Annotated in this window: 26 protein-coding genes and 2 pseudogenes; 9 read left to right on the plus strand and 19 right to left on the minus strand. The window is 58.5% G+C overall.

Annotated elements, in window-relative coordinates:
• Window positions 1-64 precede the first annotated feature (64 nt).
• Entirely contained in the window at window positions 65-1327 is a 1263-nt protein-coding gene (locus AC07Y9_RS24885; protein WP_102681544.1) for an OprD family porin, read from the plus strand.
• A gap of 69 nt (window positions 1328-1396) precedes the next feature.
• Here the strand turns inward: AC07Y9_RS24885 and AC07Y9_RS24890 are convergent, their stop codons facing one another.
• Genes AC07Y9_RS24890 through AC07Y9_RS24900 form a run of 3 tightly spaced genes read right to left on the minus strand, consistent with a single transcriptional unit; the run spans window position 1397 to window position 2966 of the window.
• Window positions 1397-1813: a T6SS amidase immunity protein Tai4 family protein gene (locus tag AC07Y9_RS24890; RefSeq protein WP_102681543.1), complete on the minus strand. Its 417-nt coding sequence runs from the start codon at window positions 1811-1813 to the stop codon at window positions 1397-1399.
• A complete protein-coding gene (locus AC07Y9_RS24895) occupies window positions 1810-2382 on the minus strand; it encodes a T6SS effector amidase Tae4 family protein (RefSeq protein ID WP_102681542.1) in 573 nt (190 codons plus the stop codon). The genes AC07Y9_RS24890 and AC07Y9_RS24895 overlap by 4 nt, the downstream gene beginning before the upstream one ends.
• Complete coding sequence (locus AC07Y9_RS24900; RefSeq protein ID WP_102681541.1) at window positions 2382-2966, minus strand: PAAR domain-containing protein; 585 nt, start codon at window positions 2964-2966, stop codon at window positions 2382-2384. The genes AC07Y9_RS24895 and AC07Y9_RS24900 overlap by 1 nt, the downstream gene beginning before the upstream one ends.
• Window positions 2967-3422: 456 nt before the next feature.
• Between AC07Y9_RS24900 and AC07Y9_RS24905 the strand changes: the two genes are divergently transcribed.
• A complete protein-coding gene (locus tag AC07Y9_RS24905; protein ID WP_102681540.1) occupies window positions 3423-3794 on the plus strand; it encodes a PH domain-containing protein in 372 nt (123 codons plus the stop codon).
• Between the two features lie 12 nt (window positions 3795-3806).
• On the opposite strand, the gene AC07Y9_RS24910 is transcribed toward AC07Y9_RS24905, so the two are convergent.
• The gene (locus AC07Y9_RS24910; protein ID WP_102681539.1) at window positions 3807-4691 is read right to left on the minus strand and encodes a LysR family transcriptional regulator; all 885 of its coding nucleotides are present in this window, start codon (window positions 4689-4691) and stop codon (window positions 3807-3809) included.
• Window positions 4692-4804: 113 nt separating this feature from the next.
• Between AC07Y9_RS24910 and argC the strand changes: the two genes are divergently transcribed.
• From argC to AC07Y9_RS24925, 3 genes and pseudogenes are all read left to right on the plus strand, one after another.
• Window positions 4805-5734, plus strand: coding sequence for an N-acetyl-gamma-glutamyl-phosphate reductase (gene argC / locus AC07Y9_RS24915; RefSeq protein WP_102681538.1), 930 nt, complete (start codon window positions 4805-4807; stop codon window positions 5732-5734).
• 217 nt (window positions 5735-5951) lie between these two features.
• A complete protein-coding gene (locus AC07Y9_RS24920) occupies window positions 5952-6662 on the plus strand; it encodes a hypothetical protein (RefSeq protein WP_102681537.1) in 711 nt (236 codons plus the stop codon).
• An 85-nt stretch (window positions 6663-6747) separates the two neighbouring features.
• Window positions 6748-7420, plus strand: a pseudogene (locus AC07Y9_RS24925) (phytanoyl-CoA dioxygenase family protein).
• A 98-nt stretch (window positions 7421-7518) separates the two neighbouring features.
• Here AC07Y9_RS24925 and AC07Y9_RS24930 read toward each other — a convergent pair.
• The 6 genes from AC07Y9_RS24930 to AC07Y9_RS24955 all read right to left on the minus strand — a co-directional run bounded on the left by AC07Y9_RS24930 (window position 7519) and on the right by AC07Y9_RS24955 (window position 12934).
• On the minus strand, window positions 7519-7797 hold the full coding sequence (locus AC07Y9_RS24930; RefSeq protein WP_102681536.1) for a DUF3077 domain-containing protein: 279 nt from the start codon (window positions 7795-7797) through the stop codon (window positions 7519-7521).
• A 386-nt stretch (window positions 7798-8183) separates the two neighbouring features.
• Window positions 8184-8534, minus strand: coding sequence for a BON domain-containing protein (locus AC07Y9_RS24935; RefSeq protein ID WP_102681535.1), 351 nt, complete (start codon window positions 8532-8534; stop codon window positions 8184-8186).
• A gap of 446 nt (window positions 8535-8980) precedes the next feature.
• A complete protein-coding gene (locus AC07Y9_RS24940) occupies window positions 8981-9979 on the minus strand; it encodes an NADP-dependent oxidoreductase (protein ID WP_102680667.1) in 999 nt (332 codons plus the stop codon).
• 76 nt (window positions 9980-10055) lie between these two features.
• Window positions 10056-10925, minus strand: coding sequence for an alpha/beta fold hydrolase (locus AC07Y9_RS24945; RefSeq protein ID WP_102680666.1), 870 nt, complete (start codon window positions 10923-10925; stop codon window positions 10056-10058).
• 47 nt (window positions 10926-10972) lie between these two features.
• Window positions 10973-11761, minus strand: coding sequence for an SDR family NAD(P)-dependent oxidoreductase (locus tag AC07Y9_RS24950; RefSeq protein WP_101338571.1), 789 nt, complete (start codon window positions 11759-11761; stop codon window positions 10973-10975).
• A gap of 72 nt (window positions 11762-11833) precedes the next feature.
• Window positions 11834-12934 carry an alkene reductase gene (locus tag AC07Y9_RS24955; RefSeq protein ID WP_092421687.1) on the minus strand — a complete coding sequence of 367 codons (1101 nt, stop codon included), beginning with the start codon at window positions 12932-12934 and terminating at the stop codon, window positions 11834-11836.
• A 147-nt stretch (window positions 12935-13081) separates the two neighbouring features.
• On the opposite strand from AC07Y9_RS24955, the gene AC07Y9_RS24960 reads away from it, so the two are divergent.
• Window positions 13082-13669, plus strand: a complete 588-nt coding sequence (locus AC07Y9_RS24960) for a TetR/AcrR family transcriptional regulator (protein ID WP_102680665.1) — start codon at window positions 13082-13084, stop codon at window positions 13667-13669.
• A 276-nt stretch (window positions 13670-13945) separates the two neighbouring features.
• Here the strand turns inward: AC07Y9_RS24960 and AC07Y9_RS24965 are convergent, their stop codons facing one another.
• The gene (locus tag AC07Y9_RS24965) at window positions 13946-14593 is read right to left on the minus strand and encodes a TetR/AcrR family transcriptional regulator (protein ID WP_009044753.1); all 648 of its coding nucleotides are present in this window, start codon (window positions 14591-14593) and stop codon (window positions 13946-13948) included.
• Between the two features lie 106 nt (window positions 14594-14699).
• Here AC07Y9_RS24965 and AC07Y9_RS24970 point away from each other — a divergent pair, with 106 nt between their 5' ends.
• On the plus strand, window positions 14700-15593 hold the full coding sequence (locus tag AC07Y9_RS24970) for an NAD(P)/FAD-dependent oxidoreductase (protein WP_102680671.1): 894 nt from the start codon (window positions 14700-14702) through the stop codon (window positions 15591-15593).
• Window positions 15594-15619: 26 nt separating this feature from the next.
• On the opposite strand, the pseudogene AC07Y9_RS24975 reads toward AC07Y9_RS24970, so the two are convergent.
• A pseudogene (locus tag AC07Y9_RS24975) lies at window positions 15620-15694 on the minus strand (DUF736 family protein); the annotation flags it as partial.
• 47 nt (window positions 15695-15741) lie between these two features.
• Between AC07Y9_RS24975 and AC07Y9_RS24980 the strand changes: the two are divergent.
• Window positions 15742-15990, plus strand: a complete 249-nt coding sequence (locus tag AC07Y9_RS24980) for a hypothetical protein (protein WP_256580980.1) — start codon at window positions 15742-15744, stop codon at window positions 15988-15990.
• Between the two features lie 147 nt (window positions 15991-16137).
• Here AC07Y9_RS24980 and AC07Y9_RS24985 read toward each other — a convergent pair whose 3' ends face one another.
• Together AC07Y9_RS24985 and AC07Y9_RS24990 are read right to left on the minus strand one after the other, a co-directional pair.
• Window positions 16138-17199, minus strand: a complete 1062-nt coding sequence (locus AC07Y9_RS24985; protein ID WP_009044758.1) for a saccharopine dehydrogenase family protein — start codon at window positions 17197-17199, stop codon at window positions 16138-16140.
• A 53-nt stretch (window positions 17200-17252) separates the two neighbouring features.
• Entirely contained in the window at window positions 17253-18713 is a 1461-nt protein-coding gene (locus AC07Y9_RS24990; protein ID WP_102680663.1) for a flavin-containing monooxygenase, read from the minus strand.
• Window positions 18714-18819: 106 nt separating this feature from the next.
• Here AC07Y9_RS24990 and AC07Y9_RS24995 point away from each other — a divergent pair, with 106 nt between their 5' ends.
• Window positions 18820-19824 (plus strand): AraC family transcriptional regulator, encoded by a 1005-nt coding sequence (locus AC07Y9_RS24995; RefSeq protein ID WP_102680670.1) that lies wholly within the window; start codon window positions 18820-18822, stop codon window positions 19822-19824.
• 163 nt (window positions 19825-19987) lie between these two features.
• Here AC07Y9_RS24995 and AC07Y9_RS25000 read toward each other — a convergent pair whose 3' ends face one another.
• From AC07Y9_RS25000 to AC07Y9_RS25020, 5 genes are all read right to left on the minus strand, one after another.
• Entirely contained in the window at window positions 19988-20248 is a 261-nt protein-coding gene (locus AC07Y9_RS25000) for a PAAR domain-containing protein (RefSeq protein ID WP_053261975.1), read from the minus strand.
• 73 nt (window positions 20249-20321) lie between these two features.
• Window positions 20322-21350, minus strand: coding sequence for a T6SS immunity protein Tli4 family protein (locus AC07Y9_RS25005; RefSeq protein ID WP_158245998.1), 1029 nt, complete (start codon window positions 21348-21350; stop codon window positions 20322-20324).
• Window positions 21351-21593: 243 nt separating this feature from the next.
• Window positions 21594-22736 (minus strand): T6SS immunity protein Tli4 family protein, encoded by a 1143-nt coding sequence (locus AC07Y9_RS25010; RefSeq protein ID WP_173679804.1) that lies wholly within the window; start codon window positions 22734-22736, stop codon window positions 21594-21596.
• Window positions 22733-24427: an esterase/lipase family protein gene (locus AC07Y9_RS25015; RefSeq protein ID WP_102680661.1), complete on the minus strand. Its 1695-nt coding sequence runs from the start codon at window positions 24425-24427 to the stop codon at window positions 22733-22735. Before AC07Y9_RS25015 ends, AC07Y9_RS25010 begins: the two co-directional genes overlap by 4 nt.
• Window positions 24424-26955 (minus strand): type VI secretion system Vgr family protein, encoded by a 2532-nt coding sequence (locus AC07Y9_RS25020; protein WP_102680660.1) that lies wholly within the window; start codon window positions 26953-26955, stop codon window positions 24424-24426. Before AC07Y9_RS25020 ends, AC07Y9_RS25015 begins: the two co-directional genes overlap by 4 nt.
• Window positions 26956-26996: the final 41 nt, after the last annotated feature.

Below are 26996 nucleotides of genomic sequence, written 5' to 3' on the forward strand. Positions count from 1 at the left end.
CCCCACACCCGCCCCTAGCCTGCCGGGCAGTGAACTGCTTTCCATAACAATAAGAGTAAAAGCAATGAAACCTGCAAAGACCCTCGCCGTGCTGGGCGCCAGCGCGGTGTGCCTGAGCGCGCCCCAGCCGCTGCTGGCCGCAGAAGGCGGTTTTATCAAGGACGCCACCGCCACCCTCCAGGCCCGCAACTACTTCTTCAGCCGCGACTATTCGGATATCCGCGGCACCGAGCAGTCCATGGCCCAGGAATGGGCCCAGGGTTTTATCCTCAACTTCAAGTCCGGCTACACCCCCGGCACCCTCGGTGTGGGCCTGGATGCCATCGGCACCCTGGGGCTCAAGCTCGACAGCGGCAAGGGACGGGTCAACAGCGGCCTGCTGCCGGTGCAGGACGATGGCGAAGCCGCCGACAACTACAGCCGCCTCGGCCTGGCGCTGAAACTGCGGCTGGCGAAAAGCGAACTGCGCATCGGTGAACTGCAACCCAACCTGCCGGTACTCAGCTTCAGCGATATCCGCCTGTTGCCGCCGTCCTACCAGGGCGCGAGCATCGTCTCCAACGACATCGACGGCCTGACCCTGCAAGGCGGCCGCCTGCGCTCCACCAGCCTGCGCAACGAATCCGGCGACGGCAAACTGCAAGCCATGCTCGGCCACGTACCGAAACGCGCCGTCAGCAGCGACGCCTTCAACTACGCCGGCGCCGACTACGCCTTCAACGACAAACGCAGCAGCGTCAGCGCCTGGTACGGCCAGCTGGAAGACATCTACCACCAGCGCTTCCTCGGCCTGAAACACAGCCAGCCGCTGGGCAACTGGATACTCGGCGCCAACCTCGGCTACTACGACAGTGAAGAGGACGGCAAACAGCTGCTCGGCGCCATCGACAACCAGGCCTTCTTCTCCCTGCTGTCGGCCAAACGCGGTGGCCACACCTTTTACGTCGGCTACCAGGGCATGTTCGGCGACAGTGCCTTTCCCCGGGTCTTCGCCAACATCACCCCGCTGGGCAACGAAGTGCCCACCTACGAGTTCGCCTACACCGACGAACGCTCCTGGCAACTGCGCTACGACTACGACTTCGCCGCCCGCGGCCTGCCCGGCCTGACCAGCACCGTGCGCTACATCCGCGGCGACAACGTCGATACCGGCAAGGGTTATGAAGGCAAGGACTGGGAGCGCGACCTGGATATCGGTTACGTGATCCAGTCCGGGCCGTTGGGCGGGTTGGGGATCAAGGTGCGCAATGTGCTGGCGCGCTCGAATTATCGGACCGATATCAATGAGAACCGGTTGTTGCTGAGTTATAGCTGGAAGTTGTTTTAAGGCTGGGTGGCTAGCGCGATATGGGATATCGCGCTCAGTCTGAGAGATCTGGATCAGTGATGATCCCCTTCACTTGGAAATGTACTGGTCCTGCGTCTTGATAAAATCGTCGAACGCCTTGGAGTTATAGATATCGAGGCAGGCATAGAACACGACTTTCTTATCGGCATGTTTGCTACTGGATTGAGTCTTTTCATACAGAGAGAACACAAAATCCTTCGTTGCGTCATACGGGTTATGCAGCGTCTCCAGGGTATCTTCATTCTGAAGAATATTGTGCATACCACTCCCCATGAAGGAATAGGCGCCAATGGCCGACTCGATATCGCTCTTCACATCGGACTCATCTTTAAACTGATTGACGATGCAATAGCCAAGACCATAGTTTTTCAACGACTGCCGAGCCGCTGCGAGATCAACCTCAGCATAAGCAGCACTTCCCATATCTCCGACAGTCAAAAGCCATACCGCTAAAATCCGTTTCATCCTTTTAGTTCCCAATAGTTGGTCTTCACCAGTAATGCCGTGGAGTTCTCATAGGCATGACTATCCAGACGTTGATAATCAGAACCGTCGCTCGTCTCTTCCCCATTCCAAAGAACGACATGGCCTCTGGCATCATTCCAACCAGAAACCTTGACAATGATCAATCCCTTCTTTGCGGATATATCCTCATCCTCACCAGGAGCCATAACCAGATCCGGCTCCCCCCAGTTGAACTCAAGGAAATCGATCATGTCATTGACCCGTAAAATGTAGGGCATCCCATCGTCCCCACACACCCTATAAATGCTTTTATTCTTAATGATCGTACCCCGCGGAATCCTGTAACCTCCATTATTGAAAGCCCTGCTCATTCTAAGAGCACAAGCATTTGCATAATCAATAGGATTTTGCCTTCTCAATGCAGCAGCCTCACCTCCAACGAGCTCATATACAGCCCCTGCCTCTCTATACCCCACCTCAGCATAGGCGGCCCATAAGTCACTGAAACGTGGCCTTTTGATCGTAACCACAGAGGACACCTCACCCGAACTCACAACTATCCTGGTCATTAAATTTCCCCTTCCATGTCAATTCGGTCACGGGCGAAAGCCTCAGAGATAACAGCGATACCATCTTCTCCAACTACTGCTGACAAGGTTCGCTCTGTATCACCGCTTAAATCCACGGTAACTCTCTCGCCTACCGCATACCCCAAAGTCTCCACATGAATATTCAAGTCAACATAAAATCGCGACACCTCACCAAGTGGTACACGCTCATTTCCGTATGAAAAAGAAATACTTCTGATCAACCTCGGCTTTTTCAGCTCCCCGGGAATTGCCATAAAGCCTGCGCTATTATGCTCAGCCCCACCATATACAGAGGACTGTGCAGAAATTAAGGTATTGGCAAGAGGTGGGCAGCCACAGGCAACATAATCACCTTCTAAAGCGACCAACCCAGCAGGCAAGGTAATCGTTCTTGGTCCTACGGCTACTATGGGGCCCTTACCTTTACTACAAGCAGGACAACTGGCGATATGTCCTACTGATGCCGTACTGACTGAGCTATCGATATCAATACCCACGTTACCTTCCAGCACACGTCCGCCGGTCGATGTCTGCGCTCCAAGCCCAATCATTTTCCGTCCCATACAAGCCTCCTTTTACTTATGAAAAATCGTGTTCAAACAACCTCTTCATAAATTATTTATTCGGGAGAGAAATCAATCGGAACAATCTGAAAGGAACCAAAGATATATCCAGAGCAGCTATCTGTTATCAGCACACTCTTGGTATAGCGCTGCCCCAATACTCAAACCGCGAACTCACAACAAAGACCATGATTAACATGCGTACAACCGTTCCGCCAAATGGAGAAAAGAAATTCATATCCTTGAATGTAAATAAATGTCAGCCGCTCTACATCGGGTGCCGACTGTTTATCCTGACAGTGCTCACGTACTTGATCTGGCACGTGACAGTCCCAAGAGTAGACATTCACTTCTCTGAAAAAGGACATTGGTGCTGGCGGCACCTGAGCCAGGTCCGATAAACCTTAGCCACTCGCAAAAATCCTGGAAGCTCACTTAAAGAATGAGGATTCACCCATGATCGACTTCAACAACAAAGGCTTCTTCAAGCTCAAGCAAAACGACGAATACGCCGAGCGGGTCAGCGACCTGTTGCTGGAAGGCGAGCAGGTGATCGACGCCTATAAGGCCATGCGCGACGGCGTGGTGTTTACCAACAAGCGCATTATCGCGGTCAACGTTCAGGGCATCACCGGCAGCAAAAAGGACTTCACCTCCCTGCCCTACAAAAACATCGTCGCTTACTCGGTGGAAACCTCCGGCACCTTCGACCTGGACTCCGAGCTGGAGATCTACTTCTCCTCGCTGGGCAAGGTGAAGTTCGAGTTCACTGGCAAGACTTCGATGGTCGAAATCTCCAAGCACATTTCCAGGCACCTGCTGGGCTAAGGCGCTCCGTTATCAATCGGCGCTCAGCCCCCACAGCACCTCCAGCACATGCTGGGTCGAGCGTTCCACCTCGCCGTCCCGATGGGCAATGCCCAACTGGCGCCACAGCGGCGGCTGCAACGGACGCATGGCGATCCGGGTGTCGGGCAGCGGCGTGGCGGCCTCGTGGGGCAGCAAGGTGGCGCCGTAACCGGTAGCCACCAGGCTCTTGACCGCGTCGTTGTAGTTGAGCTGGATGCGCGCCGTGGGTTGCTGGCCGCCCAGGGCGAACCACTCCGAAGTCAGGCGCGACAACCGGGTGCTGTGGTCGTTGAGGATCAGCGGTTGGGCGGCCAGCCATTGCGGCGTCACCGAATCGGGGCATTGCCAGCGGGCCGGCAGGAAAGCCATGACCGGGTCCTTGCGCCAGGGCTCGATACGCAAGCCCTTGACCGGGGTTTGCGGCAGGGCCACCAGGCCGATATCCAGCGAACCTTCGGCGAGCTTCTTCAAACTCTCCTGGGAGGTCAGCACCGCCACCTGCAGGTCGATGCCCGGATGGCGTTGGCCAAGGGTTTCCAGGGCCTGGGGCAGCAATTGGGCAATGGCGCCGGTGGATGCCCCGAGGCGCACCCGCCCGGCCAGGCCCAGCACCTGGCGCTGCACATCCTCCAGCGCCTGTTCGGCATCGGCCAACAAGCGCCGCGCCCGTTCCACCAGGGTTTCGCCAATGGCCGACGGCTGCACCCGACCGCGGGTGCGCGACAACAGCGAGCCACCGACCCGCGCCTCCAGGTCGGCGATATGCAGACTGACTGTAGGCGGCGCCAGGTTCAGCGCGCGGGCCGCTTCGGCAAAGGACCCCAGGTCGACAATCGCCACCAGGGTGCGCAACCGGTCGAGGCTGATCTCACGCATGGCCTGCTCCAGATTCAGAAAAACTGAAGCTTAGCGTTATTAAATTCAACTTTCTCTATTTCAACTTCAGCCGGAAGATTTACCCAATCTATTCCCGCTTGCGAGCACACAGCATGAGCACACCCCTCGTATTTATCGACGGCGACCAGGGCACCACCGGGTTGCAGATCCACCAGCGCCTGCGCGATCGCAGCGATCTGCACCTGCTGACCCTCGCCGCCGACCAGCGCAAAGACCCGCAACGTCGCGCCGAAGCCATCAACGCCTGCGACATCGCCCTGCTCTGCCTGCCCGACGATGCCGCCCGCGACGCCGTCGCCAGCATTCGCAACCCGGCGGTGCGGGTGATCGACGCCAGCTCCGCGCACCGTACCCACCCCCACTGGACCTACGGCTTCGGGCAAATGCACCCGCAACAGGCACAGCGCATCGCCATCTCCAAGCGCGTAAGCAACCCCGGCTGCTACCCCACCGGCGCCATCGGCCTGCTGCGCCCCTTGCTGCAAGCCGGACTGCTGCCGAAGGACTACCCGATCAGCATCAACGCGATCTCCGGCTACTCCGGCGGCGGCCGCGCCGCGGTCGAAGCCCATGAAGGGCCGAATGCGTCCAAAGCCGCTCCTTTCCAGATCTACGGCCTGGGCCTGGCCCACAAGCATGTGCCGGAGATCCAGCAACACAGTGGCCTGAGCGAACGGCCGCTGTTCGTCCCGGCCTACGGTGCCTTTCGCCAGGGCATTGTGCTGACCATTCCGCTGCAACTGCGCCTGCTCGCACCGGGGGTGGATACGGCGCAGATCCATGCCTGCCTGGAGCAGCATTACGCTGATAGTAGGTGTGTGCAGGTGCTGTCGATGCAGCAGGCGCAGGCGCTCAACGGGCTGGATCCGCAGGTGCTGAATGAAACGGACGAGATGCGCTTGATGGTGTTTGAGGGTGAGGGGCAAGTGTTGTTGGCGGCGGTGTTCGACAATTTAGGTAAGGGAGCGGCTGGGGCGGCGGTGGAGAATTTAGGGTTGATGGTGGTGGGGGGAAATCAGTAGATCCAGGTTAGAAACTTGAGGTCGGTTAATGGATTGCCTTAGTCCGACTGCTACCGACTCTAAATGAGCAAGCGAAACACGCGATCGCATGAACAGTCAGTGTCTTGCCAGTATGGAAGAGCCAGTTTCTGGAAATGCAAATATCGATTCTACCTAGAAGCCGCCGCATGTTATTTTATCGAACCAAGCAATAGCTTATTACTTTTCTGGTGACGATATGCCAATAACTAAAAATGACTTTGAGAATTTTTATCTTGGAAACGGAGCGGAGCACAAAATAATAAGCGAGCTATTTCTACATGGCTTCGAGGCGCATAAATTCAACCCAGACATTGGAATAGACATACTCGCCACAAACAAAGCCGCCTGTCATTTCTTAGGCAAGGAAGAACAGCAACATCATATTCAAGTAAAATCCACCTTCTTGATAAATGGAGAGGCCGTATTTTATATCAATGAGCAAGAGTTGGATTTCCTGACGGGTGATGACAAGGCGGTTTTGGTTCTTTGTTACGTATCACCTGTCATCATGGCCGAACCACAAAGTTTTGAACGTGGAGATTTCGAGCCGTGGTGGGAAGGTGAAATGGCGAGTTTTGATCGACACATATATGAAAATGAATTTAAAAACTTAAAGAAATCAGGTTGCCTGAGCGTTGTTGACTTTAAGCAATTCAACATTGACTACATATGGCTTAACAAGCCTCAACTAAAAAAGGCCATTGACGAGCGTTATATTTACAAGAGTGGTGGTTTTGATCTCTATCGGATGATCCTGAGCGTCAATGAGGGGGGCAGTCTCCAGATAAAGGGAGAGACCGACATCGGGAGTCCTGTGGGGGAAATTAGAAATATTTATTATCTTTTGAAAAACAGTCGTGGCCATGGACGTCTTGCAAGTGGGGATTTTTTACTAGAGCACTATTGAAGGGGGACGGACACAGCTCTATTTTTGTCTACCTTGATTTAAACACTAGCGTTCCAACTCTGCGCCCAAGGGAATTGAGCCAACCATGATTGACCACGAGCACCTTCATCGAGATGGCTATGTACTGCTTCGTCGAGCCATTCCCGCCGAGTGGCTGACAGAGCTTCGTGCGATGTTCGATGCGGGGGTGAAGCCGTCGGCGCAATGGCCGGTGTCGCGGGGGTGGACTGGCGTCATTCGCTGCTGGAGGCGGATGCGAAGGTTCAGGCGGAGTGTCGCTTGCCCCAGGTGCTGGCGGTGGTGGACGAGTTGATTGCGGAACGTTTCTTTCTGTCGCAGGTGGAGGGTCGCGAGCCGCTTGCCGGCGGCGGTCAGCAGCGGTTGCACCGCGACTTGTCGGCCCGGCGGCCAGGCGATATCGCCAACGCCCTGGCTTTTTTCGACGACTATGGCCCGGAAAACGGCGCGACCCGTATCGTCCCTGGCAGCAATCACCCCGAGCAGGACGAGCCGCCATTCGACTTCAATAACGAGTCCCGGTCGGTGCAGCTTTCAGGCTCCGCGGGGGACATCCTGGTGTTTGATGTCGATTTGGTGCATCCCGGCAGAACCCGAACGGCGCATGCCGTCGCTCCATCCTGATGAGCTATTTTTCGGAGCCTATCTACGCGTCGCACCTGGAAACAGTGCGCCTGCGAAATATTGGGATGGACACCACCGGGCGCTTCGATCCCGCAGATTTTGCCTTCGGCGATTAAACGACCTGACTAGGGCTGTTGGCGGGAACGCCGCTGATCACAGCGATAAGCGGCGTTTACGGTGGTTCACGTCATAGACGTCTTAAATCAAAATTACCTCACCGACTCTCCCCTTCCCCCAACCCCAAACATACATCATCAATCACCGCCTTCCCCATCTCCGCCAAGAAATGTGAAGCCCAGGCATAACGCTCGCCTTGCTCTTCCATGGCAGCGTCCAGCGCAAGCTTTTTAGCGTAGTACAGCAAGGTCGAGGCCTGTTCCAGGGCTTGCTGCAAGGGCACATCGGCGTTGACGCGGAACAGGGTTTGTTCAGGATCTTCGCAACTGCCGAAGGTGACAAAGCCCAGGGTTTTGACGGAGGCATGGGTGCTCATAGGGCACCTCGTGCGACTGTCAGGCAGCAAGCGTTTTTGAGTAGAGGTAGGCGAGACGAAAAGCAGCAATATCCAGACGAATTACGGGCGTACATGGTTGAAGCTCCATATTGTGCGCCTGCATCGCATCGGGTTCTCAGGCCCGATCGCTGATTTTGCAGCGACAGGGAGAGACTAGGTTTGCAGCCGCAAAGGAACAACCGCAAAACCGTCGCTGTTTATGTCCATGCTTGCACCCCGCAAACGCCCCCCACACACCTGCATGCCCTATCAGCCAACACCCATTGCGCCACGCCCTTTCAAGGGGGCAAAAAAACGCCTCCACACAAGGAGGCGTTCAGCGTTACAGAAACAGCATGTGGCATTTTTACAGGCGCTCGCCCTCGCTACTGGTCGTCCTTTTTCGTCGCCGACGGCGAAGGGTATTCGCGGCTCTCTTCGGCGTTGGGCGCTTCGGGCAGGCTTCCCGGCGTGAACATATGGGTCTGCAAGTCGCTGGCATCGATGCCGGCGACGCCGTGTACCCCACGGGTCAGGCTGACAGCCTGCTCACACTGTTTATGCGTGTTGAGCCGACCGCTCAAGGTCACCATGCCTGCATGGGTTTTGACATGGATAGGCAAACCACGGGTCGATTCGGCAAAGGTCAGGGCCGACCTCACCTTGGTGGTGACCCATGCATCGTGAACGGCCATTTCCAGGCCATGGGAGTAATGCTGGAAGGAATGAAGTTTCATGGCGGGTCCCTCTCGTGTCATCAGTTGGGCGTCCCGTCCCATTGGTTGGACTGCCCTCTGCCGGGCGGGTGAGCTTGCTGGGTAACAGCTGGGCGCAGCGGTACTCGCCGGGCAGATGGGGTGCTTGTTAATTATAGTTCGGGGGTTGGCGGGGCTTGGTGCGCGGGGGTTCTGGTCGTCCGATGGCCCTTTCGTGAATGGCGGTTTTCGGCGAACTTGCCATTCGCTGGGAGCCGGTGACGCAGCAAGCATCCTTTCAATTGCAATGAAGCATTTCTCGTTACTGCTCAAGCAGCAAACTGCGCCAGATGATCGTCGGCTTTTCTGCAGGCACGACTTTCGGTGGCAACGGCTCCTGTGTGGGCATGTTGGGCGGCTCTGGTTCAGGCGCGGGAGCCTGATACTGGGTGGCGTCTAGGTTATCTACCGACATGTTTTGCAGTGCGCTATTTGATTGTGACGGTGACTTTGCCTTTTGACCTGCCCTGCTCGACGTACCGCAACGCCTCTGCAATCGATTCAAAAGGGAAGGAACGATCGATGACCGGTTTGATGACGCCAGCCTCGATAAGCGAGGTGATTTTCTGCAGTTGCACCCCGTCGGCGCGCATAAACAAAAAGGTATAGTTCACCCCGTGCTTGCGGGCTTTTCTGCGAATACCGCTGCTCAGCAGGCGCATGACTTGCCCCAGCACCCAGGACAAGCCTTGCTCTTGGGCAAATTTCGCGGTCGGCGGCCCCGAAAGGGAAATGAGCTGTCCGCCAGCCTTGAGAACCTTGAGCGAGTTCTCCAGTACATCGGCGCCGAGGCTGTTCAACACCACGTCGAAATCACGTAACTCGTTTGCAAAATCCTGCTGTTTGTAATCGATGACCACATCCGCCCCGAGTGCTTTCACCCATTCGACATTCGCCGTGCTGGTGGTGGTCGCAACGAAGGCGCCGAGGTGTTTGGCGAGCTGGATGGCAAGCGTGCCGACACCGCCGGATCCGGCATGAATCAACACCTTCTGGCCTTTTTTCACCTGGGCGATCTCAACCAGCGCCTGCCAGGCCGTCAAGGCGGCCAGGGGAATGGAAGCCGCTTCGGCCATATCGAGATTCGAGGGTTTCAGCGCGAGCGCGCTTTCGTTCACGGCGATCAGTTCGGCAAAGGTACCGATCCGTGCCTCGGGAGGACGGGCATAGACTTCGTCTCCTGGCTTGAATCGTTTCACCGCCGACCCCGTGCGAACGACAACTCCGGCCAGGTCATTGCCCAACACCAATGGAAAGGTATAGGGCAGGATCAGCTTGAACTCCCCCGTTCTGATCTTTGAGTCCAACGGGTTCACGCTCGTTGCATGCACCTGGATCAGAACGTCATGCACACCGACCGCCGGGTCGGGCACTTCGCCAAGCATTCCGTTCTGCTTGCCGTAGCGGTCGATAAAAAATGCCTTCATGTTGCAGATACTCTTGTCGGTGAAGTGAGAATGGGCGCGGCCACGGCAACCTTGATGCGATTAGAGGCACAGGCCGTCAGGCGTCGAGGAACGCCACAGCCTTGGCCACGAAATCGGTGTGGTACTGGAAAATGCTGCCGTGCCCGGCGTCCTGATAAATGATCAGTTGCGCGTTGGGGATTCGCTGCGCCAGCTCGATCGAGTTCACGGTGGGCACCATGATGTCGTTGTCCCCGTTGGCGATCAGGGTCGGCATCCGCAGGCGACCGAGATCTTGCGCGGCCTGCCTGCCCCACGCGGTAATGGCTTTGAACTGCCGTAGAAACGCACGGGGTGTCGGGCCTTTGTCCCGATCTTCCTGGCGCTCTTTCAAACGTTGCACATACTCCGACGCGGCGCGTTGGCCATTGGCCGTGGTGGTAAAGAACAGATAGACCTTGGGGTCTCGCAGCGTCAGCAAACCTTTGATCATCAAGGGCCAGGTCACCGAACCGAGGCTGTCGATGCCTGTGCCACCGGCCGGTCCGCTTCCGGTGAGGATCAATCTGCGCACTCGTTCGGGAGCTTTCAGGGCGATGTCTTGAGCGACGAAGCCGCCGAGTGAAAAACCGAGCACGTCAACCTTGTCAAAACCCAGCGCACGAATCAGGCCGATGGCATCGTCAGCCATTTCACCGACGGTCAATGGCGCGGAGCCACCCGAGCCACCGATACCGCGGTAGTCGGTCGCGATGACACGCCGGTTTTTTGCCAGACCGTCGACGATGCGGGGGTCAAAGTTATCCAGCACGGCCCCCCAATGGTTAAACATGACCAGCGGGACCTCCGTCTTGGGTCCCAGGTCACGATAGGCGAAAGGTATCCCGCCAATCAGAACCGACTGGTTCACCGCATTGATAAATGACGGCTGCGAACCCGAGTGAGTGCGAGTAGCCATGGGGGTCATGTTTATTCCCTCCGATTGCGGGGCGAGGCCGACCTGTTCGACAGGGTTCAGACCTGAGTCAAATAGCGTTGCGCCACGGCGGATTGCCTGATCTGCGACAAAAGCCCCTGGCGCGCGGCTTGCAAGGCATCCCAGCGCTCGCCTTCTTGCAACGGAGGAATGGTTACCGGTTCGCGACGGTCGAAGCCAACCAGTGCGGCATCGACCAGGTCACCCACTTCCATGATTTCGCTCAAGGTGTTGATGTCGATACCGGCGCGATCCCAAATCTCCGTGCGGGTGGCGGCGGGCAGTACGGCTTGCACATAAACACCCTGCGGCGACAGCTCCAGGCTCAGGCCTTGGGAAAGGAATAGCACAAACGCCTTGGTCGCCCCGTAGACCGACATGCCGAACTCCGGCGCCAGCCCCACCACCGAACCGATGTTGATGATCGCGCCTTCACCTGCCTTGGCCAGGCGTGGCGCGATGGCGCTGGCGAGCCGCACCAGCGCGGTGGTGTTGAGGGCCACCAGTTGTGCAACGCTGTCGGTGCTTTGCTCGATGAAGTGGCCGGACTGTGCGGCGCCGGCATTGTTGACGAGGATGCCGATGCGCTCGTCATCCCGCAGGCGTGCTTCGACGATGTGCAGGTCGCTGAGTTGAGTCAGGTCGGCCGGAAGCACTTCAATGGCGACGTTGTGTTCGCCACGCAACGTTGCGGCGAGCGTCTCCAGGCGCGAGTGGTCGCGGGCGACCAACACCAGAGCATGCCCGCGTTGGGCGAAACGCTCGGCGTAAACCGCGCCGATGCCGGTGGAAGCGCCAGTGATGAGAACGGTGGGGCGAGTCGTCATGATGTCAGCTCTTTTTCGGGGACATGAATTGGGATTGATGCACGAGTAAAACCAGGCTCGATCGGCCAGTGCCTAGTTCGCGGCAGCGCTTGATTCGGCAAGCGTCGGGTAGTCGATGTATCCCGCCGCACCGCCGCCGTAGAGCGTAGTGGGGTCGAAGGCGGACAGTGGCGCACCGGTCTTGAGCCGCTCCACCAGATCAGGGTTGCCGATAAATGGACGGCCAAAGGCGATCAGGTCAGCCTTGTCATGTGTAAGGCGTGCCGTGGCCAGGTCCAGGTCATAGCCGTTGTTGGCGATGTAAGTGTTCTTGAAGCGCCGGCGCAAGGCATCGAAATCAAAGGGCGCCACATCGCGTGGCCCACCGGTCGCGCCTTCGACGACGTGCAGATAAACGATGTCCAGAGCATTGAGTTGCTCGACGATGTAATCGAACTGAGCCTGTGGATCACTGCTCGATATGCCATTGGCCGGCGAGACAGGCGAAAGGCGGATGCCCGTGCGATCAGCGCCAATTTCGGCAACCACGGCGGCCGTCACTTCCAGCAGCAGGCGCGCACGGTTGGCGATCGAGCCGCCGTACGCATCCGTACGCAGGTTGGAGCCGTCCTTGATGAACTGGTCCAGCAAATAGCCGTTTGCACCATGGATTTCCACGCCGTCGAAGCCTGCCGCAATGGCGTTTGCCGCCGCTTGGCGGAAATCGTCGACGATGCCCGGCAGTTCGTCAGTCTCCAGCGCTCGCGGCTCGGAAACGTCCTCGAAACGATTGTTGACGAACACCTTGGTCGCAGGACGAAGCGCGGAAGGGGCTACCGGCGCCGCGCCGTGCTGTTGCAGATCCACGTGGGATACGCGGCCCACATGCCACAACTGCAGGAAAATTCTCCCGCCCTTGGCGTGCACGGCATCGGTCACCTTGCGCCATCCCTCTATCTGCGGCTGCGTGTAAATGCCCGGGGTGTCCTGATAGCCCTGCCCCTGCTGCGAGATCTGCGAGGCTTCGGAAATCAGCAAGCCCGCGCTGGCCCTCTGGCTGTAATAGGCAGCCGCGAACTCACTCGGCACAAAGCCTTTGCCTGCGCGATTGCGCGTCAGTGGCGCGAGAACCACGCGGTTCGCCAGCGTCAGCGCGCCAAGCGTGTAAGGGGTAAACAGATTCAGGTCGCTCATGGGTGTTTGTTCCGTGCCCGTGGGGAAATGGTCAGGTCGCTTTCGATTAGGATGATGATCGAAATCTAAACTGTCAACGATTTTGATTATGATCAACATCTATGTATCATCAGCCGATGAATTTCCAGCGGTAGCGAGGTATTTCCCATGCGAGTGTCCAAGGCTCAGGCCCAGCTAAATCGGGAGCACATCGTCGAAACGGCCTCAGTCATGTTTCGCGAGCGCGGTTTTGACGGTGTCGGCGTGGCCGACTTGATGGCCGCCGCCGGTTTCACCCATGGCGGCTTCTACAAACATTTCGGTTCGAAGGCGGACCTGATGGCCGAAGCCTCGGCTAACAGCCTTGCGCAGTCACTTGCCAGCGCCGAAGAATTGAGCGTGAAGGATTTCATCGATGTGTATGTGTCCAGGGATCATCGCGACGGGCGCGCCACGGGTTGCACCATGGCGGCGTTGTGCGGTGACGCGGCGCGTCAGTCGGACGATTTGAAGTCGGCATTCGCTGAAGGCATCGAGCGCACATTGCAAACGCTCGGCGAAAAATATCCGACCGGGCCGGATGCGGCGCCGGGTGAAGCGAGGGTGAAAATGATCGACCTGCTGGCGCGCGCGGTCGGGGCGATCATCTTGTCGCGCGCCTGTCCTGACGACTCGGCGCTGGCCGATGAGATTCTGGCGGTGTGTCACGCACAAATGACCGAATCATTATCTAGCCAATCGCAGACTCAGTCGTAGAGGAGATAGATGGATGTCGCACAACGCGTGCTGACTCGCTTTCATTTCGTCGTTGGCCAACACGAACGAATGCCCGCTTCTGGCTGAAAGCATCCCTCCAGCCAATAAAACGCCACTCATCACCTGCGATAAACGGCGTTTTTTCCTGGTTCACGTAAAAGAGCTTCAAATCAAAACCAACTCACCGCCCTGTTCACCATATTGGCGCGCGCCAGCCCAATATGACGAAGCGCCTGGACGACAGCCCAGGCCAAGCTGCCCGGAGCAATCAAATGCTTATCCACCCGCATGGTCGTTGCCACCGTGCGCGGCGATGAACATGGCGACGGCCGACCGGCAATAGGATTCGATTTCGTTATCGTCCTCGGCTCTCGCCTCATCGAAGCGCGCGATAATCAGAAGATCGGACCCTTTGAAAAGCGCGGCAAACAAGCGAGCTGACCGTAGAGGATCGGGCACGTTCAGAACCGCCTTCGCGTGCAACTGACGCAACAGGGCCTCGATTTGGGCGATGACATAGGCGGGGCCAGCTTCGTATTGGCGCTTGCTTAACGACTTTTGATTGGTCTTGTCGGCCATGATCATGGCTTCGACACTGCGCACGTCCGGGCTCAACAGCGTGCGAAGCAGGGTTGATCCCACCGCCATGAGCTGATCTTCGGCCGAACCGTCGACGCCTTCAAAGAGGGCCTGAGGTGCAAACTGCTGGCAGTGGGCCGCGATGGCCGCGCTGAACAGCGCCTCCTTGTTCTCGAAGTGCCGATAGATGCTTAGCTTGGATATCTTCGCCCGCTTAGCGACCTTATCCATGGTCGTCGCTTGAAAACCCAATTCCACAAAAAGTTCGCACGCGGCGTCGGCTATCGTTTGGCCAAGCGCCTCGTTGGCGGGCCGGCCGCGCCGGCTCTGGCTGTTTTCGCTCATAAAAATTCCAGTACTTGACAGTATTCTAATTCTTGAATTAGGGTACTCCAAAGTATCTTAAGTGTGCAAGCCGATTCCCTTCATCCACAGCCCGGAGCCCATCACCATGAATGACGTCATCATCATCGGCGGCAGTTTTGCCGGTCTTGCCGCCGCCTTGCAGCTCGGCCGTGCCCGGCGCAAGGTCACCGTTCTTGACACCGGCCTGCCGCGCAATCGCTTCGCCGACCACTCGCATGGCCTGCTCGGCCACGACCACAAGCCACCGCTGGAGATCCTGGCCGAGGCGCGGCAGCAGCTGGCGCGCTATCCCACGGTCAGGCTGGTCACTGCGCGGGCCGAGAGCATCTCCGGCGTCATCGACGATTTCTCCGTCCTCACTGGCGATGGCGAAAGCCTCAGGGCGCGCCGCCTGATCCTGAGCTATGGCGTCGCCGACCAGATGCCTGAAGTTCCCGGCTTTGCCGAAGGCTGGGGCTCCTCCATCGTGCCCTGCCCCTATTGCGACGGCTTTGAAGTTGCCGGCCGGCATTGGGGCCTCGTCTGGTCCGGCCCGCCGTCGCACAACTACGTCAGGCTGTACCACGACTGGACCGACACATTGACGGTCTTCGCCAATGGTCACGACATTCCACCCGACATCCGGGCCGATCTGACGCGCCGCGGCATCTCTGTCGTCGATGGCCGACTCACCGAAATCGACCATGACGAGAGCCATAACGCCACCGTCAGGCTCGACGCCGGCTCCTCTGTCGCGGTCGACATCCTGTTCGCCCATCCGCGCAACAAGCCGTCCGCACGCCTGCATGAATCGCTGGGCCTCGACACGGTCGATACACCCCTGGGCATCGCCCTCAAGGTCGACGAGCGCCGCGAAACCAGCATGCCTGGCATCTACGCCGCCGGCGACCTGGCAAACCCCCTCATGGCATCGGTCACCACGGCATCATGGCAAGGCGCGATGGCGGGTATCTTCGCCCAGCAGTCGATGCTGGTTTGAGAGCACAGATTCCCTTCTCCGGTTGCGTCGTCGCCTTCGAAGAGGTTGGCGTAGATAGGCGCGGTGAAGCACGGATCGTCGAGTTTGACGCAATGGTAGGAGCGGTTGTCTTTCGCTAGTTAAGAACGAATCAAAACGAGGAGATGTCATGGCAGAGCAAAATGCCTATCAGGTCGCCGACTGGAATGGCCAAAGCGGAGAGTACTGGGTCGCCAACCAGGCCCGACTCGACGCCATGTTTGCGGTGTTCGGCCAGGCCGCGATAGAAACCGCCGCGCCCGCGACGGGTGAGCGCGTGCTGGACGCGGCGATCGACGACGCGGTGAAGATGGCGTTCGGTTGCTTGAAACGCTCGATGACTGCCGCACGGTTGCCCGCGCGAAGTGTGATCGTTTAGTAACGCTCAACCAATGCGGGTGCCAGGCCCAGTAATCTTCTCTGGGGGCGTTGCCTGCATCGATGGAAGGAAAGCCTGGATACGCTTCCAGGCGGCTTGTTCTGTATAGCTCATCGGAACCTCTACGATCGCATTGGCGCTATGCACTCAATCCGAGAAATGGGTGCGCACTTCAACGCCAGGACGGCTGGCAATCATCTCGTGCCCCATCAGGATTGAGGGTGTGAAATACCCCGCCTGGCTGGTCGCGTTCAGGCAATGTTGAGTCAGGGTCAATGCCGTATCTACGGTGAGTGCATAGACATTGGGTGCCGAGATGGTCGCTGACACGCGCTTGCCCGAAGCGCTGACGGCCTCGCCCCAGAACTCGCTGCGCTGGTTCTCCCGGGCCTCGGCGTCCGGCCCGCCACCGAACAGGCGCACGGCCAGGCGGTCGAGCCACTTTTGCGCCCATGCGGTGGCCATCAGGCCGCGGAACGGACTGCTGATACGCATCAGCACTCCCAGCGCCAGCGGCAAGGCGGTGTACACCATCCCGTTCGGTACGCCAGTAGAAATACCGGAGGTGTAGACATCTCCCCAGGGAATGGTCATCGACCAACGGGCGCCTCCGGGAAAGCGAATGCGGCGCAAGCAGTGACCGTTGCCTACCGCTTGCAAGGCATGATCGCGGCGGATCAGCCCGCCTTCCTTGGCGCTCTCGACTATGGTTCGCGCCGTACCTACGCTGGGGCGCGTGCCGAAGGAGAAGGCCAGGTCGATGGTCTGCGCATCGGGCAACTGGTGCTTGAGCATGGCAGCCAGACAATCCGTCGGCACGATATCGAACCCAGCTCCCGGGCACAGGATGATGCCTGCTTTTTCCGCCTCGGCGTCCTTCGCATAACACATCTGGAACACCGGGATTTCGCCGCTGATGTCAATGTAGTGCGCACGCGCATTCAGGCAGGCCTCGACCCAGGCCTGCGCCGTCGACGAAAACGGCCCGGCGCAATTCAGGACTGCGGACATGCCCGCTACGTTGGCCTGCGCCAGGGCGACATCAAAGGCGCGGTATTCCAGCCCCAGCTCCTTGGCCAGCGGCAATAGCTTCCAGGCCGAGCGCCCGGCGAGAACAGGCCGCATACCGCGACGCACCGCTTCACGAGCCATCAACTCGCCGGTGTAGCCATAGGCGCCGTAGATCATCCATTGCTGTGTTGAACTCATTTGCTACTCCTGAAGATACGATGGAAAGGGCCAACTGTGCAGGGCTTCCGCGCTCATACTTCCCGCGACCATTCGAGGCCGGACTCATCCACGGGACGCCGGTACATGACTTGATCGAGCTCGAAATGGTTCAGGACCCGCCAGGGGCCACTGCGCCCCTGCCGAGGCAAGAATGCACCGCCGCGCTGCACGTAGCCCGCCTGCAGAGAGCCGAACACGCTTTCGGCCTGGATCTCTCCCGTGGGGGCTCGCGGCGTGACGATGGACAGCTTGCGCCTGCTCATTTCATTCAGAACACGGCAGGCGAACCCGGCCGCCATGTCGACCTTCAGCGTCCAGGCGATGTTGGTGTAGCCAAACAGATAGGCGAAGTTCGGGATGTCCTGCACCAGCACCCCTTTGTAGGTCATGCGTTGGTTGACCGCCTGCTCTATGCCATCGATGGACAGCTTCATCCCACCCAGTGCCTGCAGGCGCAAGCCGGTCGCGGTGACGACGATGTCGGCCTCCAGTTCGCGCCCCGACTTCAGCAGTATTCCTGACTCGGTGAAGCATTCGATATGATCGGTCACTACCGAGGCTTTGCCTTCGCGTAACACCCTGAACAGGTCGCCATTGGGCACGGCGCACAGCCGCTCATCCCAGGGCATGTAGCGTGGCGTGAAGTGCTCCATGTCGAAGTCCGGACCCAGTTGCTTGCGCACCAAGGCCAACAGCAGCCAGCGAGTTAGCCTTGGGAAGCGGCGGGAGAACTTGTAGCCAGTTCGTTGCAGCAGGATGTTGCGCTTGCGAGACAGTTGGTAAACCCAACTATCGGGCAGATAGCGCCGCAAGACTGTGGCCAGCTTGTCGACCTCCGGCATCGAATACACGTAGCTGGGCGAACGTTGCAGCATGGTGATGTGCGCGGTGTCATTGGCCATCGCGGGGAGCAGGGTAACCGCCGTAGCGCCACTACCGATCACCACGACACGCTTGCCTCGGTAGTCCAGGCTCTCAGGCCAGTGTTGCGGGTGAATGCACTGGCCCTTGTAGGATTCGATACCCGGGAAATTGGGCAGATAGCCCTGGTCATGGTCGTAGTAGCCGGTGGCCGAAACAAGGAAATTGCAGGTCAGGATACGCGCCTCACCACTGTCTTCCTGCAAGGCTTCAACTACCCAGCAACCTTTGGCGGTGGACCAGTCGGCAGAGAGAATGCGCATGCCGAACTGGATGTGCTTGTCCACGCCTGCCGCTTTGGCCGTCTCATTCACGTAGTCCCGGATCGACGGGCCATCAGGCAGAACTCGGCGACCCGTCCAGGGCCGGAAGCGGAAGCCTAAACTCATCATGTCCGAGTCAGAGCGGATGCCGGGATAACGGAATAGATCCCAGGTACCTCCGATGGCGTTGCGCCGTTCGAGGATGGAAAAGCATTTGCCGGGGCACTCACGGATCAGCTGGCAGGCCATGCTGATACCAGAAATGCCGGCGCCGATTATCAGAACATCGAAATGCTGAGCGTTTGCCATCGAACTCTCCCGGAAGTACTGCTTGTCCGGGAGGACTATCTACTCTAAATCAACACGCTTCTTGACGTTACGGGACATTGTTTTTACCTTACAGGCCATGACGACCATGGTTCGCGCGAGTGGGATTTCAGGCTATATCGCGGTGATGCGAGGGCTCGGCATTGATCCCGCGCCTCTGCTGCTGCAGCACCATATCGATCCCGCAATCCTGCAGGACGACGACGCGCTGCTGTCCCTCAGGGCCGTGACACACCTGCTGGAAGCCAGCAATGAAGCATCTGGCTGCCCGGATCTGGGGCTGCGAATTGCCCAGGAGCAGCATATTGGCACCCTTGGGCCCTTGGGGGTTGTGATCCAGAATGCCGAGACAGTCTATGACGCACTGCAACTCACCTCCCGCTACCTCTTCACCCACAGTCCAGGGTTGGCAGTGACCAGTAATCCTGTCAGCCCACTGGTCGAGGGTGCTTTCGAGCTTGCCGTGGAAATCCAGCTGTCAGGTCGCCCCAGCCAGCGCCAGAACATCGATCTGTGCCTGGGAACCAGTCACCGCATTGCCCAGTTCGTCATGGGGTCGCAGTACAGGCTCAAGCTCGTCACCCTGCCGCACGCGCCGAGTGCCCCGCTGAGCAGCTATCGTCGGTTCTTCAATGCGCCGGTCATCGCCGAGCAAGAGAGGGCTGCGCTGCATCTGGATGCGGCGGTACTGCACGGCAAGATCCAGGGAAGCAACCCGGCACTGCGGCAGATCACCGAAGACTATTTGTCCCGCCACTTTCGCATGCCCGGGGACATCGTCAGCGTCCGTGTCCGCCAAGCCCTCAAGCGGATGCTTGGCACTACTTACACCAGCAAGTCCGATATCGCAGCGATGCTGGCGCTTCACCCACGTACCCTACACCGCCGACTGCAAGCCGAGGGCACGCACTTCGAGGCCATCAAGGAGAGTGTCCGGCAGGAGCTGGCGCTGCAGTACCTGCGAGAAACCAGGGTGCCCTTGAGCCAGATTGCCGACATTCTCGGGTATCCAGAACAGTCGGCGTTTACCCGCTCCTGCAAACGCTGGTTCGGACAAACACCGTCGTCATTTCGCCGGGAGCCTACTTGTTGATGGGTAGGGTTCAGAACGGCCGCTTCTGGCCGTTCTCTGCTGGTCATGGTTAAAGCGCGCGTTGATCACATTCGAAGAAATCGCCGGCCAGGGAGAATGCAGAGTGGTCGGGTCGAGTGCAAACGGGTGGGCAAGTCCGTGTAACTACCCACCCTCTACCTGACTAACTCCCGGCGTCACCTTTGGGCCCACTGGCGATCAGGCTGGCGCCACAGGCGGTTTTCATTCCATGGAGCGCCACGGGAACACCGCCGACATCCAGCAAGGCACTGCCCTCGGCAATAGGGAACACGCCTTTGCATAGAGGGCAGGTGACCTTGTGCCCGACCCCGGCCATGGGTTTGCCGTTCAGGTCGGTCTGGTTGAACGCTTCGATCACGGTTCCACCGTGACTGGTGGAATCGCCGAGTCGGATGATGTCCATGTCTGCTCCTTTTCCGTTGTACTCACAAACACTCCTCCCTCCTTGGGCCTTGCGCCCTCCGAAGGAAAAATATTCAGGAACCTGCTGTATTACCGTCACGCGAAGACACCGGGCGCAGGCGGACGGAGCCAATGATGGCGTCCCACAACGCCAGTGCTTCTTTGTCTGATTTGAATGGCGGCGCTGGCAGCTTGCCGTTGCTGTCGGGGCTACGTTCAAGCACACCGAGCGCGGCGGAGATATTGGGTTCGGTGATCGAGCCATCCTTGCCCTGGGCTTCCCAGGCAAAGGTATAGATACGCTGCCCCTTGTCAGTACTGGCCAACAGGTATTCGTCGGCCGGAACCGGTCCACCACGCGCCCTTTTGCGCAGGGTCTCGATCCCCAGCACCATCCTGGCGGCACCTGCGAGGAAACCACTCACCCGATCCAGCAGACGATCTTCTTCGGCTCCGGTGCTGGAGGTGAATTCGAAATGAACCCCAGGATGATCCGGGAAAGTCACGCCAATATCGAAACGTTCACTCTGAAAGTTACTGCCTGCGATGTAGGCACGATCAATGCAAAATCCGGGCTCGGAAGGAACTTCATTAGGCTCACGGGAGCGAAGACTACGGGCTAGAAGGGTAGAAAGCTCTATGGCGCGAGGCTCTCTATCTGCCGACACATTTCCTTTCCATCTATAAGCACGCCATGTTGGGTGAGAAACAACGTAGGTATCTAGAAGATATACCTTAGAAGCGACTTCCGAAGACCAAGATAACAATCCAGATGCACCTGCACCAAAATCCAACCGGCGAAGAAACATACTGCCCTTCGAGTCATGTTGTTGGCTTTTTAATTCCTGCTCACTCTGATTGATTTTGGCGGCCAAGGCCGCAGGCGTTTCGTCGAGAGCCTCGATATTGTCACCCCACAGGTAGTAACCCGCTCTGACTTCCGCTTGGGGCGGCAAATCGATCAAGAATCTGCCAAAGCAATGGGTGATCCATCCGCTCTTGTCCATGACTGGGTCCCGAGAAGAAGAAAATAATGTGCAACTGGTTATCCCGGTCAGTGCAACGATGCCAAGAACAGTGAGGAACTGATGGGCACGCATCATGAATCTTCTAACTGCTGGAGGACTTCGACAATCGATGGCAACTCTCGGTGAAACCGGCCGTTATCCCTGCGGTCCTCATCATCTCGAATGATGTTCACGTCTAGTCCTTTTCCGCTGTACCACCCGACACTTCTGCCTCGGCAGGCTTTATGCCCGCCGAAGGAAAAGTGTCGGCTGTGAAGAGTGATGATCCAGAGAGAGAAGTACCCTCTGCCCCAACGCGTACTGATGCCTACAAAGCTCCTACAATTCATCCATCCAGTTGTTGTTCGGCTTCAGATCGGCCAGGAATCTCTCGATGGCGTAATCGTCATCCACGGCCTTCGTATTCCCCGTTGGGGCAGTTGGAGCGGGGCTGCCTGCGTTACTGCCACGCGGCGCAGAAGACACCGGGCGCAAGCGGATAGAGCCAATGATGGTGTCCCACAATTCCAGCGCTTCTTTGTCTGACTTGAATGGGGGCGCAGGCAGCTTGCCGCTGCTGTCAGGGCTACGCTCGAGTACACCAAGCGCGGCTGAAATGTTTGGCTCGGTAATCGAGTCATCCTTGCCTTGAGCTTCCCAGGCGAACGTATAGATGCGCTGCCCCTTGTCGGTGCCAGCCAACAGGTACTCGTCAGCGGGAACCGGACCGCCCCGCTCCCTTTTACGCAGGGTCTCAATACCCGCAACAGCCCTGGCGGCACCAGCCAGGAAACCACCCACCCGATCCAGCAGGCGATCCTCTTCTGCGCCGGTGCTGGAAGTGAATTCGAAATGGGCACCGGGATGATCTGGGAAGGTCACGCCGATATCGAAACGCTCACCTTGAAAGCTGTTACCCGCGATATAGGCTCGGTCAATACAAAAACCGGGCTCAGAGGGAATCTCGTCGGCTTCGCGAGAACGTAGGCTGTAGGCCAGAGAAGTGGCACTTTCAATGCCCTGCGATTCACGATCTCTCGTGACACCTCCCATCCAACGGTAAGCACGCCATGTCGGTTTAGAAATAGCGTAAGTGTCCAACAGATACATCTCTGTACTGGCATTGGATTTCCAGGAAAGCAGCCCTGTCGAGCTCCCCCCAAGGTCTAGTCGGCGAAGAAACATGCTGCCTTGTGCCCTTCTGTGCAGTTGGCTCTTCAGTTCCTGCTCAGTCTGATCAACTCTGGTAGCCAGAGTGACCGGTGTTTCGTCGAGCGCTTCGATGTTGTCGCCCCAGAGATAGTACCCCGCTCTAATTTCCGCCTGGGGCGGCAAATCAATCAGGAATCTGCCAAAGCAATGGGTAATCCATCCGGTCTTGTCCATGGAAGGGTTCCGAGAAGAGGAGAATGATGTGCAACTGGTGATACTGGTCAAGGCGACCATGCCAAGAACAGCGAAGAACTGACGCCGGCGCATCATGAACCTCCTGCCCAGTCAGCATGCTGGGCAATCTTGATAACGCCATAGAGAGTGGCCCATTGGGCACGTTTGTCGTTGTAGCTTTTTTGATGTTCGTAGCCTTTGTCGGTGTTGTACTGCCCGACGCCCTTGCCGCCCTGGCGGAAGCTGGCCTTGATGCCGGCTTTGCCGGGGGCCAGTCCGGAGTCGGTCGGTACGGTTCCGTCCCCGCCGCTGCCGAATGACTCCTGGGACATTGCGGACCGTAAAGGGCCCTCAACAACCGAAGGCAGACCTCGGCGAAACCAGCCGTTGTAACTGCCGTTCTCATCATCCTTGACGGTAGAACCGGATGACTCCAGGGAAGTTGAATCGCCTTGCCAGATCATGTCCCGCCAACTGTGCCTGTCAGAGGAGTCGTCGGCGCCATAATGAGCGTATGTTTCAGGATGGTAGCCTGCCGCAACTAAATCACGATGAAAGGTGAAAACGTCGTCTATTCGCAGATTGAACTGCAGCCGTGGAGTTTTATTCTTATTAACTTTTCCCGACATATCCAAATACTTGACGTTCTGCTCCGGCACCAACCCATACCAGGCTGAACTCTTATAGATCTCCTCATAAGGGTCGCCCTGCTGAGGATAAGCACGAGGCGTTCCATCGATGTCCTTCAGGATCTGCCCCTGTACGTCGCACAGGAACAGCCAAGGGCGCCCTTCCCGGTACTCCGCGGAGGGGGTCAGTTCCAACGCGCCGGGCGAGTTGGCCACTACCGCCGTGACTTCACCGGCGTTGGCGCCGAGGACGACCTGGGCCACCCCTTCGTAGCCACAGCGCACATGGTGATAGATGGCCGATGAGCCAAGGGCAGGCAGCACACCATGGACCACGCCCAGCACCCGCTTGTAGCCATGCAGTTGAGTCAGCGATCGGGCCACCAGGCCACCCATCGAGTGAGTGACCACAATGACCTTGGTCCGCGCCAGTTGCTCAGGGTCGACCCCGCCCTTCTCGCGATAGAAAGGCAATACCGTATTCTCGATATAGTCGCGCACGTCCTGGCCGGATTGACGGTTGGATTGCAGCCAGTTGTAGCCTGCGCACCAGACATCGAACTGATACTTGCCCGCCGCGCTCAGCTCGTCGCTGCTAAGGGGAGCGGCACTGCCCAGCTCTTCGCCATAGTCGGCAGGCGAGCGCAGGCTTTCAGCTTTCCACCATCCCTGAAGCTCGCGTTGTTTGACGATATGGTCCAGCCGGTTTTCCAGCAGCGCCATGATCGGGTTGTAGGAGGTGCGCATGACCTTGCCCCAACCGCGCATCCGCGCGGCCTCCTCGCTCAGCCCCGATTCGCCGGGGTCGACCGTTCCACGATCATCGACCTCGACATCATCGGCCTTGAGCAACTCCTGTCGTCTTTTCGGCCCCCGGAAACCCCAGACAAACAATGCTCCCAGGGCCCCCGCGATATCGCCAAAGCTGAACGACGCATTGGGCGGACTCCAGACACTGTTCAAGGTCTTCTTGTTGCGCAGGTTGGTCCCCATGATGCCGGGAATGAAAATCACCGGAATGGTGACCTGCTGCTTCACCAGTAACACCTTGTCGCGCTGATCCTCAGTGCGGGTGAGCTGACTGGTGTAGACGGGACGGCCCAGGTTGTCGCGCGCACGCGGCACTATCACTTCCTGGGTATTCGCTTCGCTGCTCATGTGGTGGACTCCCTGTCACCCTTGATACTGGCTCCCTTGGCCAAAACACGTATTTGAACCCGATCCATGGCCAGGTCCTGTTGCCTCGGCAAGCGCCCCTGGGCATCGGTGGTGAGTTTGAGGGGCGCCCCATCGCCACGCAGCAGTTCCACCGCCGTATTGGCCAGGGGCTCCAAGGTGTTTTCGTCACGCAGGACAAAAGCGTCATCAAATGGCGTGGAGTCCCAGGTGTTGAAGGTGGTCGAGGCGTGTGCCGGTCCGACGTGACTGTGCTTGGCTGCCTTGACAATGAAGTTGCCCGGCATTCCCAGCTCGATGTTGCCGCCCTTGAGGGTGAGGTAGGCACCACCACACATCAGGGTGATGTGCTCCTTCGCGGCAATCAGCACGTGCTGATTGCTTGCACTGACTTCTACGCTCTGGTCCGCCTCCAGGCGGATGGTGTTCTTCTGGGCCTGCAGCAACATTGGCCCCTGGTGAGCGATATGACGCATCTCCCCGCCCTGGGCGAACAGCCCGAGGTCGGTGCCGGCGTTGACCACGAACTTCTGGCCTGACGTCAGTTGCTGGTTCTGCTGGGCCACGCTGTCGATATGCTCCCCGGCCGCCAGCGTGACGCTGTTGGGAGAGGCGGCAGCGATACCCGCCTGGCCGCTCAGGGCGATGGCCGGTGTGCCACCGTTGGTTTTGCCCGACTCATCGTTGGCGCCATGCCCCAGATCGCGAACCGCTTCACTGAGGGCTCTCTGAGGATCGGTGTCGTGGTCGATGCCCTGATGATCGGCGGCATAGTCTCCCAGGCCCTTGGCCAGTTGCAGCGCCGCCTCCAGCACTTGAACGACGGTGCCACGATCAAGGTGGCCACCGCCGGCATTCAACTGTTCTTCGGTGCTGAGCAACAACCCCTTGGCCGCGCGCAACGCACCATGCTCGTCGGTGCGCAGCTCGAAACCCTCACCCCGTGGCGCACCACCGTCGGGGCGCGGGTGGGTCAGGTACCCCAGGTGCAGCGCGGTGCTGCCGTGATCGCTCATCAGCGCGGCGCTGATTTGCTTGGTGGTGTCATCGATGCGCAGTTCGTTGGCACGGCTGCCTTTGTATTCCTTGCTCTTGATGGTGCTGAGGATCTTGTGATTCGGCAGTGGGTACGGCGGCATGTTGCTCGCACGGTAAGTGCGGCCGGTGATGATCGGCTGGTCGCAGTCGCCATCGAGATAATCGACTATGACTTCCTGGCCGATACGCGGGATCGCCATATGGCCCCAGTCGGCGCCGGCCCAGTTCTGCGAGACCCGGACCCAGCAGGAACTGAATTCGTTGCTCCGGCCTTCCCGGTCCCATGGGAACTGGACCTTGACCCGGCCAAACTCGTCGGTGTGGATCTCCTCGCCTTCCGGACCCACCACGCTGGCGATCTGCGGCCCGTCGATACGGGGCTTGGGCAGGGGCGCCGGGCGCCATTCCATTTCTTCGGGAATGATCTCGGCGGTGAAGTCGTAGCTCACGCCCATTTCGGCGTCGGCGGACTCTTCCTGCTGGCTGGCGTGCTGCACGCCTCGGTGGGTAATGCGAACCGAACGCCACCAGCGGTTGAAGTCTTGCCGGGGGTGGCCCGTCAACTGGAAGGAAAGACCCGGGATCAAACGCGGATCGTCACCTTCGACCAGGGCGACCTGGGCGTCCCGACGGTGGCCACGCAAGCGGTTTTCAGTGAAGGGTTTGCCGGCCGCGCTGGCCTTGTAGCGCCCGGGGTAATCGTAGCGTTCATAGTGCCGGGCCTGGTGCTGCAACTCTTCGCCGACAAGACGCTGTTGCTGGTCGAAAGCCGGACGCTTGAAGGTGTAGTCACGCTGGGTCTGCTCGGCCGTGCGGACGTTTTCCGTGTAGCTGAACGCATACAGCACCGGTCGCGTGGCATCTGCAGCCGGCTGTGCGCTGTACAGCACCGGATCACCCTGGATGCGTTCCTGAACGTAGAGTTTGTCGCTCTGGATCAGCGTGTGGGAGGTCGCGTCGGATTTGAAGTAGTAGAACAGGCCTTCTTCGGTGGAAAGCCTGTCGAACCAATAAAGGTCGGTGTCCCCGGCCTGGACGCAATATTCGCGAGGCAGGTGCTCGGTGTGAGTGCTCTGCTGATAATCCAGAATGCCGTGCTCGGCCAATACCGACTTGAGTATTTCGGGCACGTTTTTCTGCTGGAAGATACGCCAGTCGGAACTCAGGGCCAGTCGGGCCAGCTGTGGCTCGACCACGACACGGTAACGTGTGCGGCGGAACCCGGTTTTGCCCTGGGTGAAGCGGGAGACCATGCCATGCACATGACGGACAGCCGTGGTGCCTTGCCAGATGGTCAGCAACGCCGGCTGATCGAGGACCTGGGCAAAATCGAGGGCGGGGTTGTCGCTGGCCAGTTCGAGCGTCAGCCGATAAGGCTCGCAAATGGCTTCTTCCAGGGTGAACTCTACGACCTCGAACTCCATCCGGCCGGACAGCACGGAGAAGGTGAATCTCAAATCCCTTTGACGCATATGACTCATCCTTGGTCAACGTATTGAGGCGCCCGGTGTAT

This window comes from Pseudomonas sp. GW456-L12 (assembly GCF_059424045.1).

Bases quoted from the DNA above. Each gene is read 5' to 3' on its own strand.
- AC07Y9_RS24885 (WP_102681544.1), top strand. From the start codon at position 65: ATGAAACCTGCAAAGACCCTCGCCGTGCTGGGCGCCAGCGCGGTGTGC.
- AC07Y9_RS24890 (WP_102681543.1), bottom strand. From the start codon at position 1,813: ATGAAACGGATTTTAGCGGTATGGCTTTTGACTGTCGGAGATATGGGA.
- AC07Y9_RS24895 (WP_102681542.1), bottom strand. From the start codon at position 2,382: ATGACCAGGATAGTTGTGAGTTCGGGTGAGGTGTCCTCTGTGGTTACG.
- AC07Y9_RS24900 (WP_102681541.1), bottom strand. From the start codon at position 2,966: ATGGGACGGAAAATGATTGGGCTTGGAGCGCAGACATCGACCGGCGGA.
- AC07Y9_RS24905 (WP_102681540.1), top strand. From the start codon at position 3,423: ATGATCGACTTCAACAACAAAGGCTTCTTCAAGCTCAAGCAAAACGAC.
- AC07Y9_RS24910 (WP_102681539.1), bottom strand. From the start codon at position 4,691: ATGCGTGAGATCAGCCTCGACCGGTTGCGCACCCTGGTGGCGATTGTC.
- argC (WP_102681538.1), top strand. From the start codon at position 4,805: ATGAGCACACCCCTCGTATTTATCGACGGCGACCAGGGCACCACCGGG.
- AC07Y9_RS24920 (WP_102681537.1), top strand. From the start codon at position 5,952: ATGCCAATAACTAAAAATGACTTTGAGAATTTTTATCTTGGAAACGGA.
- AC07Y9_RS24930 (WP_102681536.1), bottom strand. From the start codon at position 7,797: ATGAGCACCCATGCCTCCGTCAAAACCCTGGGCTTTGTCACCTTCGGC.
- AC07Y9_RS24935 (WP_102681535.1), bottom strand. From the start codon at position 8,534: ATGAAACTTCATTCCTTCCAGCATTACTCCCATGGCCTGGAAATGGCC.
- AC07Y9_RS24940 (WP_102680667.1), bottom strand. From the start codon at position 9,979: ATGAAGGCATTTTTTATCGACCGCTACGGCAAGCAGAACGGAATGCTT.
- AC07Y9_RS24945 (WP_102680666.1), bottom strand. From the start codon at position 10,925: ATGACCCCCATGGCTACTCGCACTCACTCGGGTTCGCAGCCGTCATTT.
- AC07Y9_RS24950 (WP_101338571.1), bottom strand. From the start codon at position 11,761: ATGACGACTCGCCCCACCGTTCTCATCACTGGCGCTTCCACCGGCATC.
- AC07Y9_RS24955 (WP_092421687.1), bottom strand. From the start codon at position 12,934: ATGAGCGACCTGAATCTGTTTACCCCTTACACGCTTGGCGCGCTGACG.
- AC07Y9_RS24960 (WP_102680665.1), top strand. From the start codon at position 13,082: ATGCGAGTGTCCAAGGCTCAGGCCCAGCTAAATCGGGAGCACATCGTC.
- AC07Y9_RS24965 (WP_009044753.1), bottom strand. From the start codon at position 14,593: ATGAGCGAAAACAGCCAGAGCCGGCGCGGCCGGCCCGCCAACGAGGCG.
- AC07Y9_RS24970 (WP_102680671.1), top strand. From the start codon at position 14,700: ATGAATGACGTCATCATCATCGGCGGCAGTTTTGCCGGTCTTGCCGCC.
- AC07Y9_RS24980 (WP_256580980.1), top strand. From the start codon at position 15,742: ATGGCAGAGCAAAATGCCTATCAGGTCGCCGACTGGAATGGCCAAAGC.
- AC07Y9_RS24985 (WP_009044758.1), bottom strand. From the start codon at position 17,199: ATGAGTTCAACACAGCAATGGATGATCTACGGCGCCTATGGCTACACC.
- AC07Y9_RS24990 (WP_102680663.1), bottom strand. From the start codon at position 18,713: ATGGCAAACGCTCAGCATTTCGATGTTCTGATAATCGGCGCCGGCATT.
- AC07Y9_RS24995 (WP_102680670.1), top strand. From the start codon at position 18,820: ATGGTTCGCGCGAGTGGGATTTCAGGCTATATCGCGGTGATGCGAGGG.
- AC07Y9_RS25000 (WP_053261975.1), bottom strand. From the start codon at position 20,248: ATGGACATCATCCGACTCGGCGATTCCACCAGTCACGGTGGAACCGTG.
- AC07Y9_RS25005 (WP_158245998.1), bottom strand. From the start codon at position 21,350: ATGATGCGTGCCCATCAGTTCCTCACTGTTCTTGGCATCGTTGCACTG.
- AC07Y9_RS25010 (WP_173679804.1), bottom strand. From the start codon at position 22,736: ATGATGCGCCGGCGTCAGTTCTTCGCTGTTCTTGGCATGGTCGCCTTG.
- AC07Y9_RS25015 (WP_102680661.1), bottom strand. From the start codon at position 24,427: ATGAGCAGCGAAGCGAATACCCAGGAAGTGATAGTGCCGCGTGCGCGC.
- AC07Y9_RS25020 (WP_102680660.1), bottom strand. From the start codon at position 26,955: ATGCGTCAAAGGGATTTGAGATTCACCTTCTCCGTGCTGTCCGGCCGG.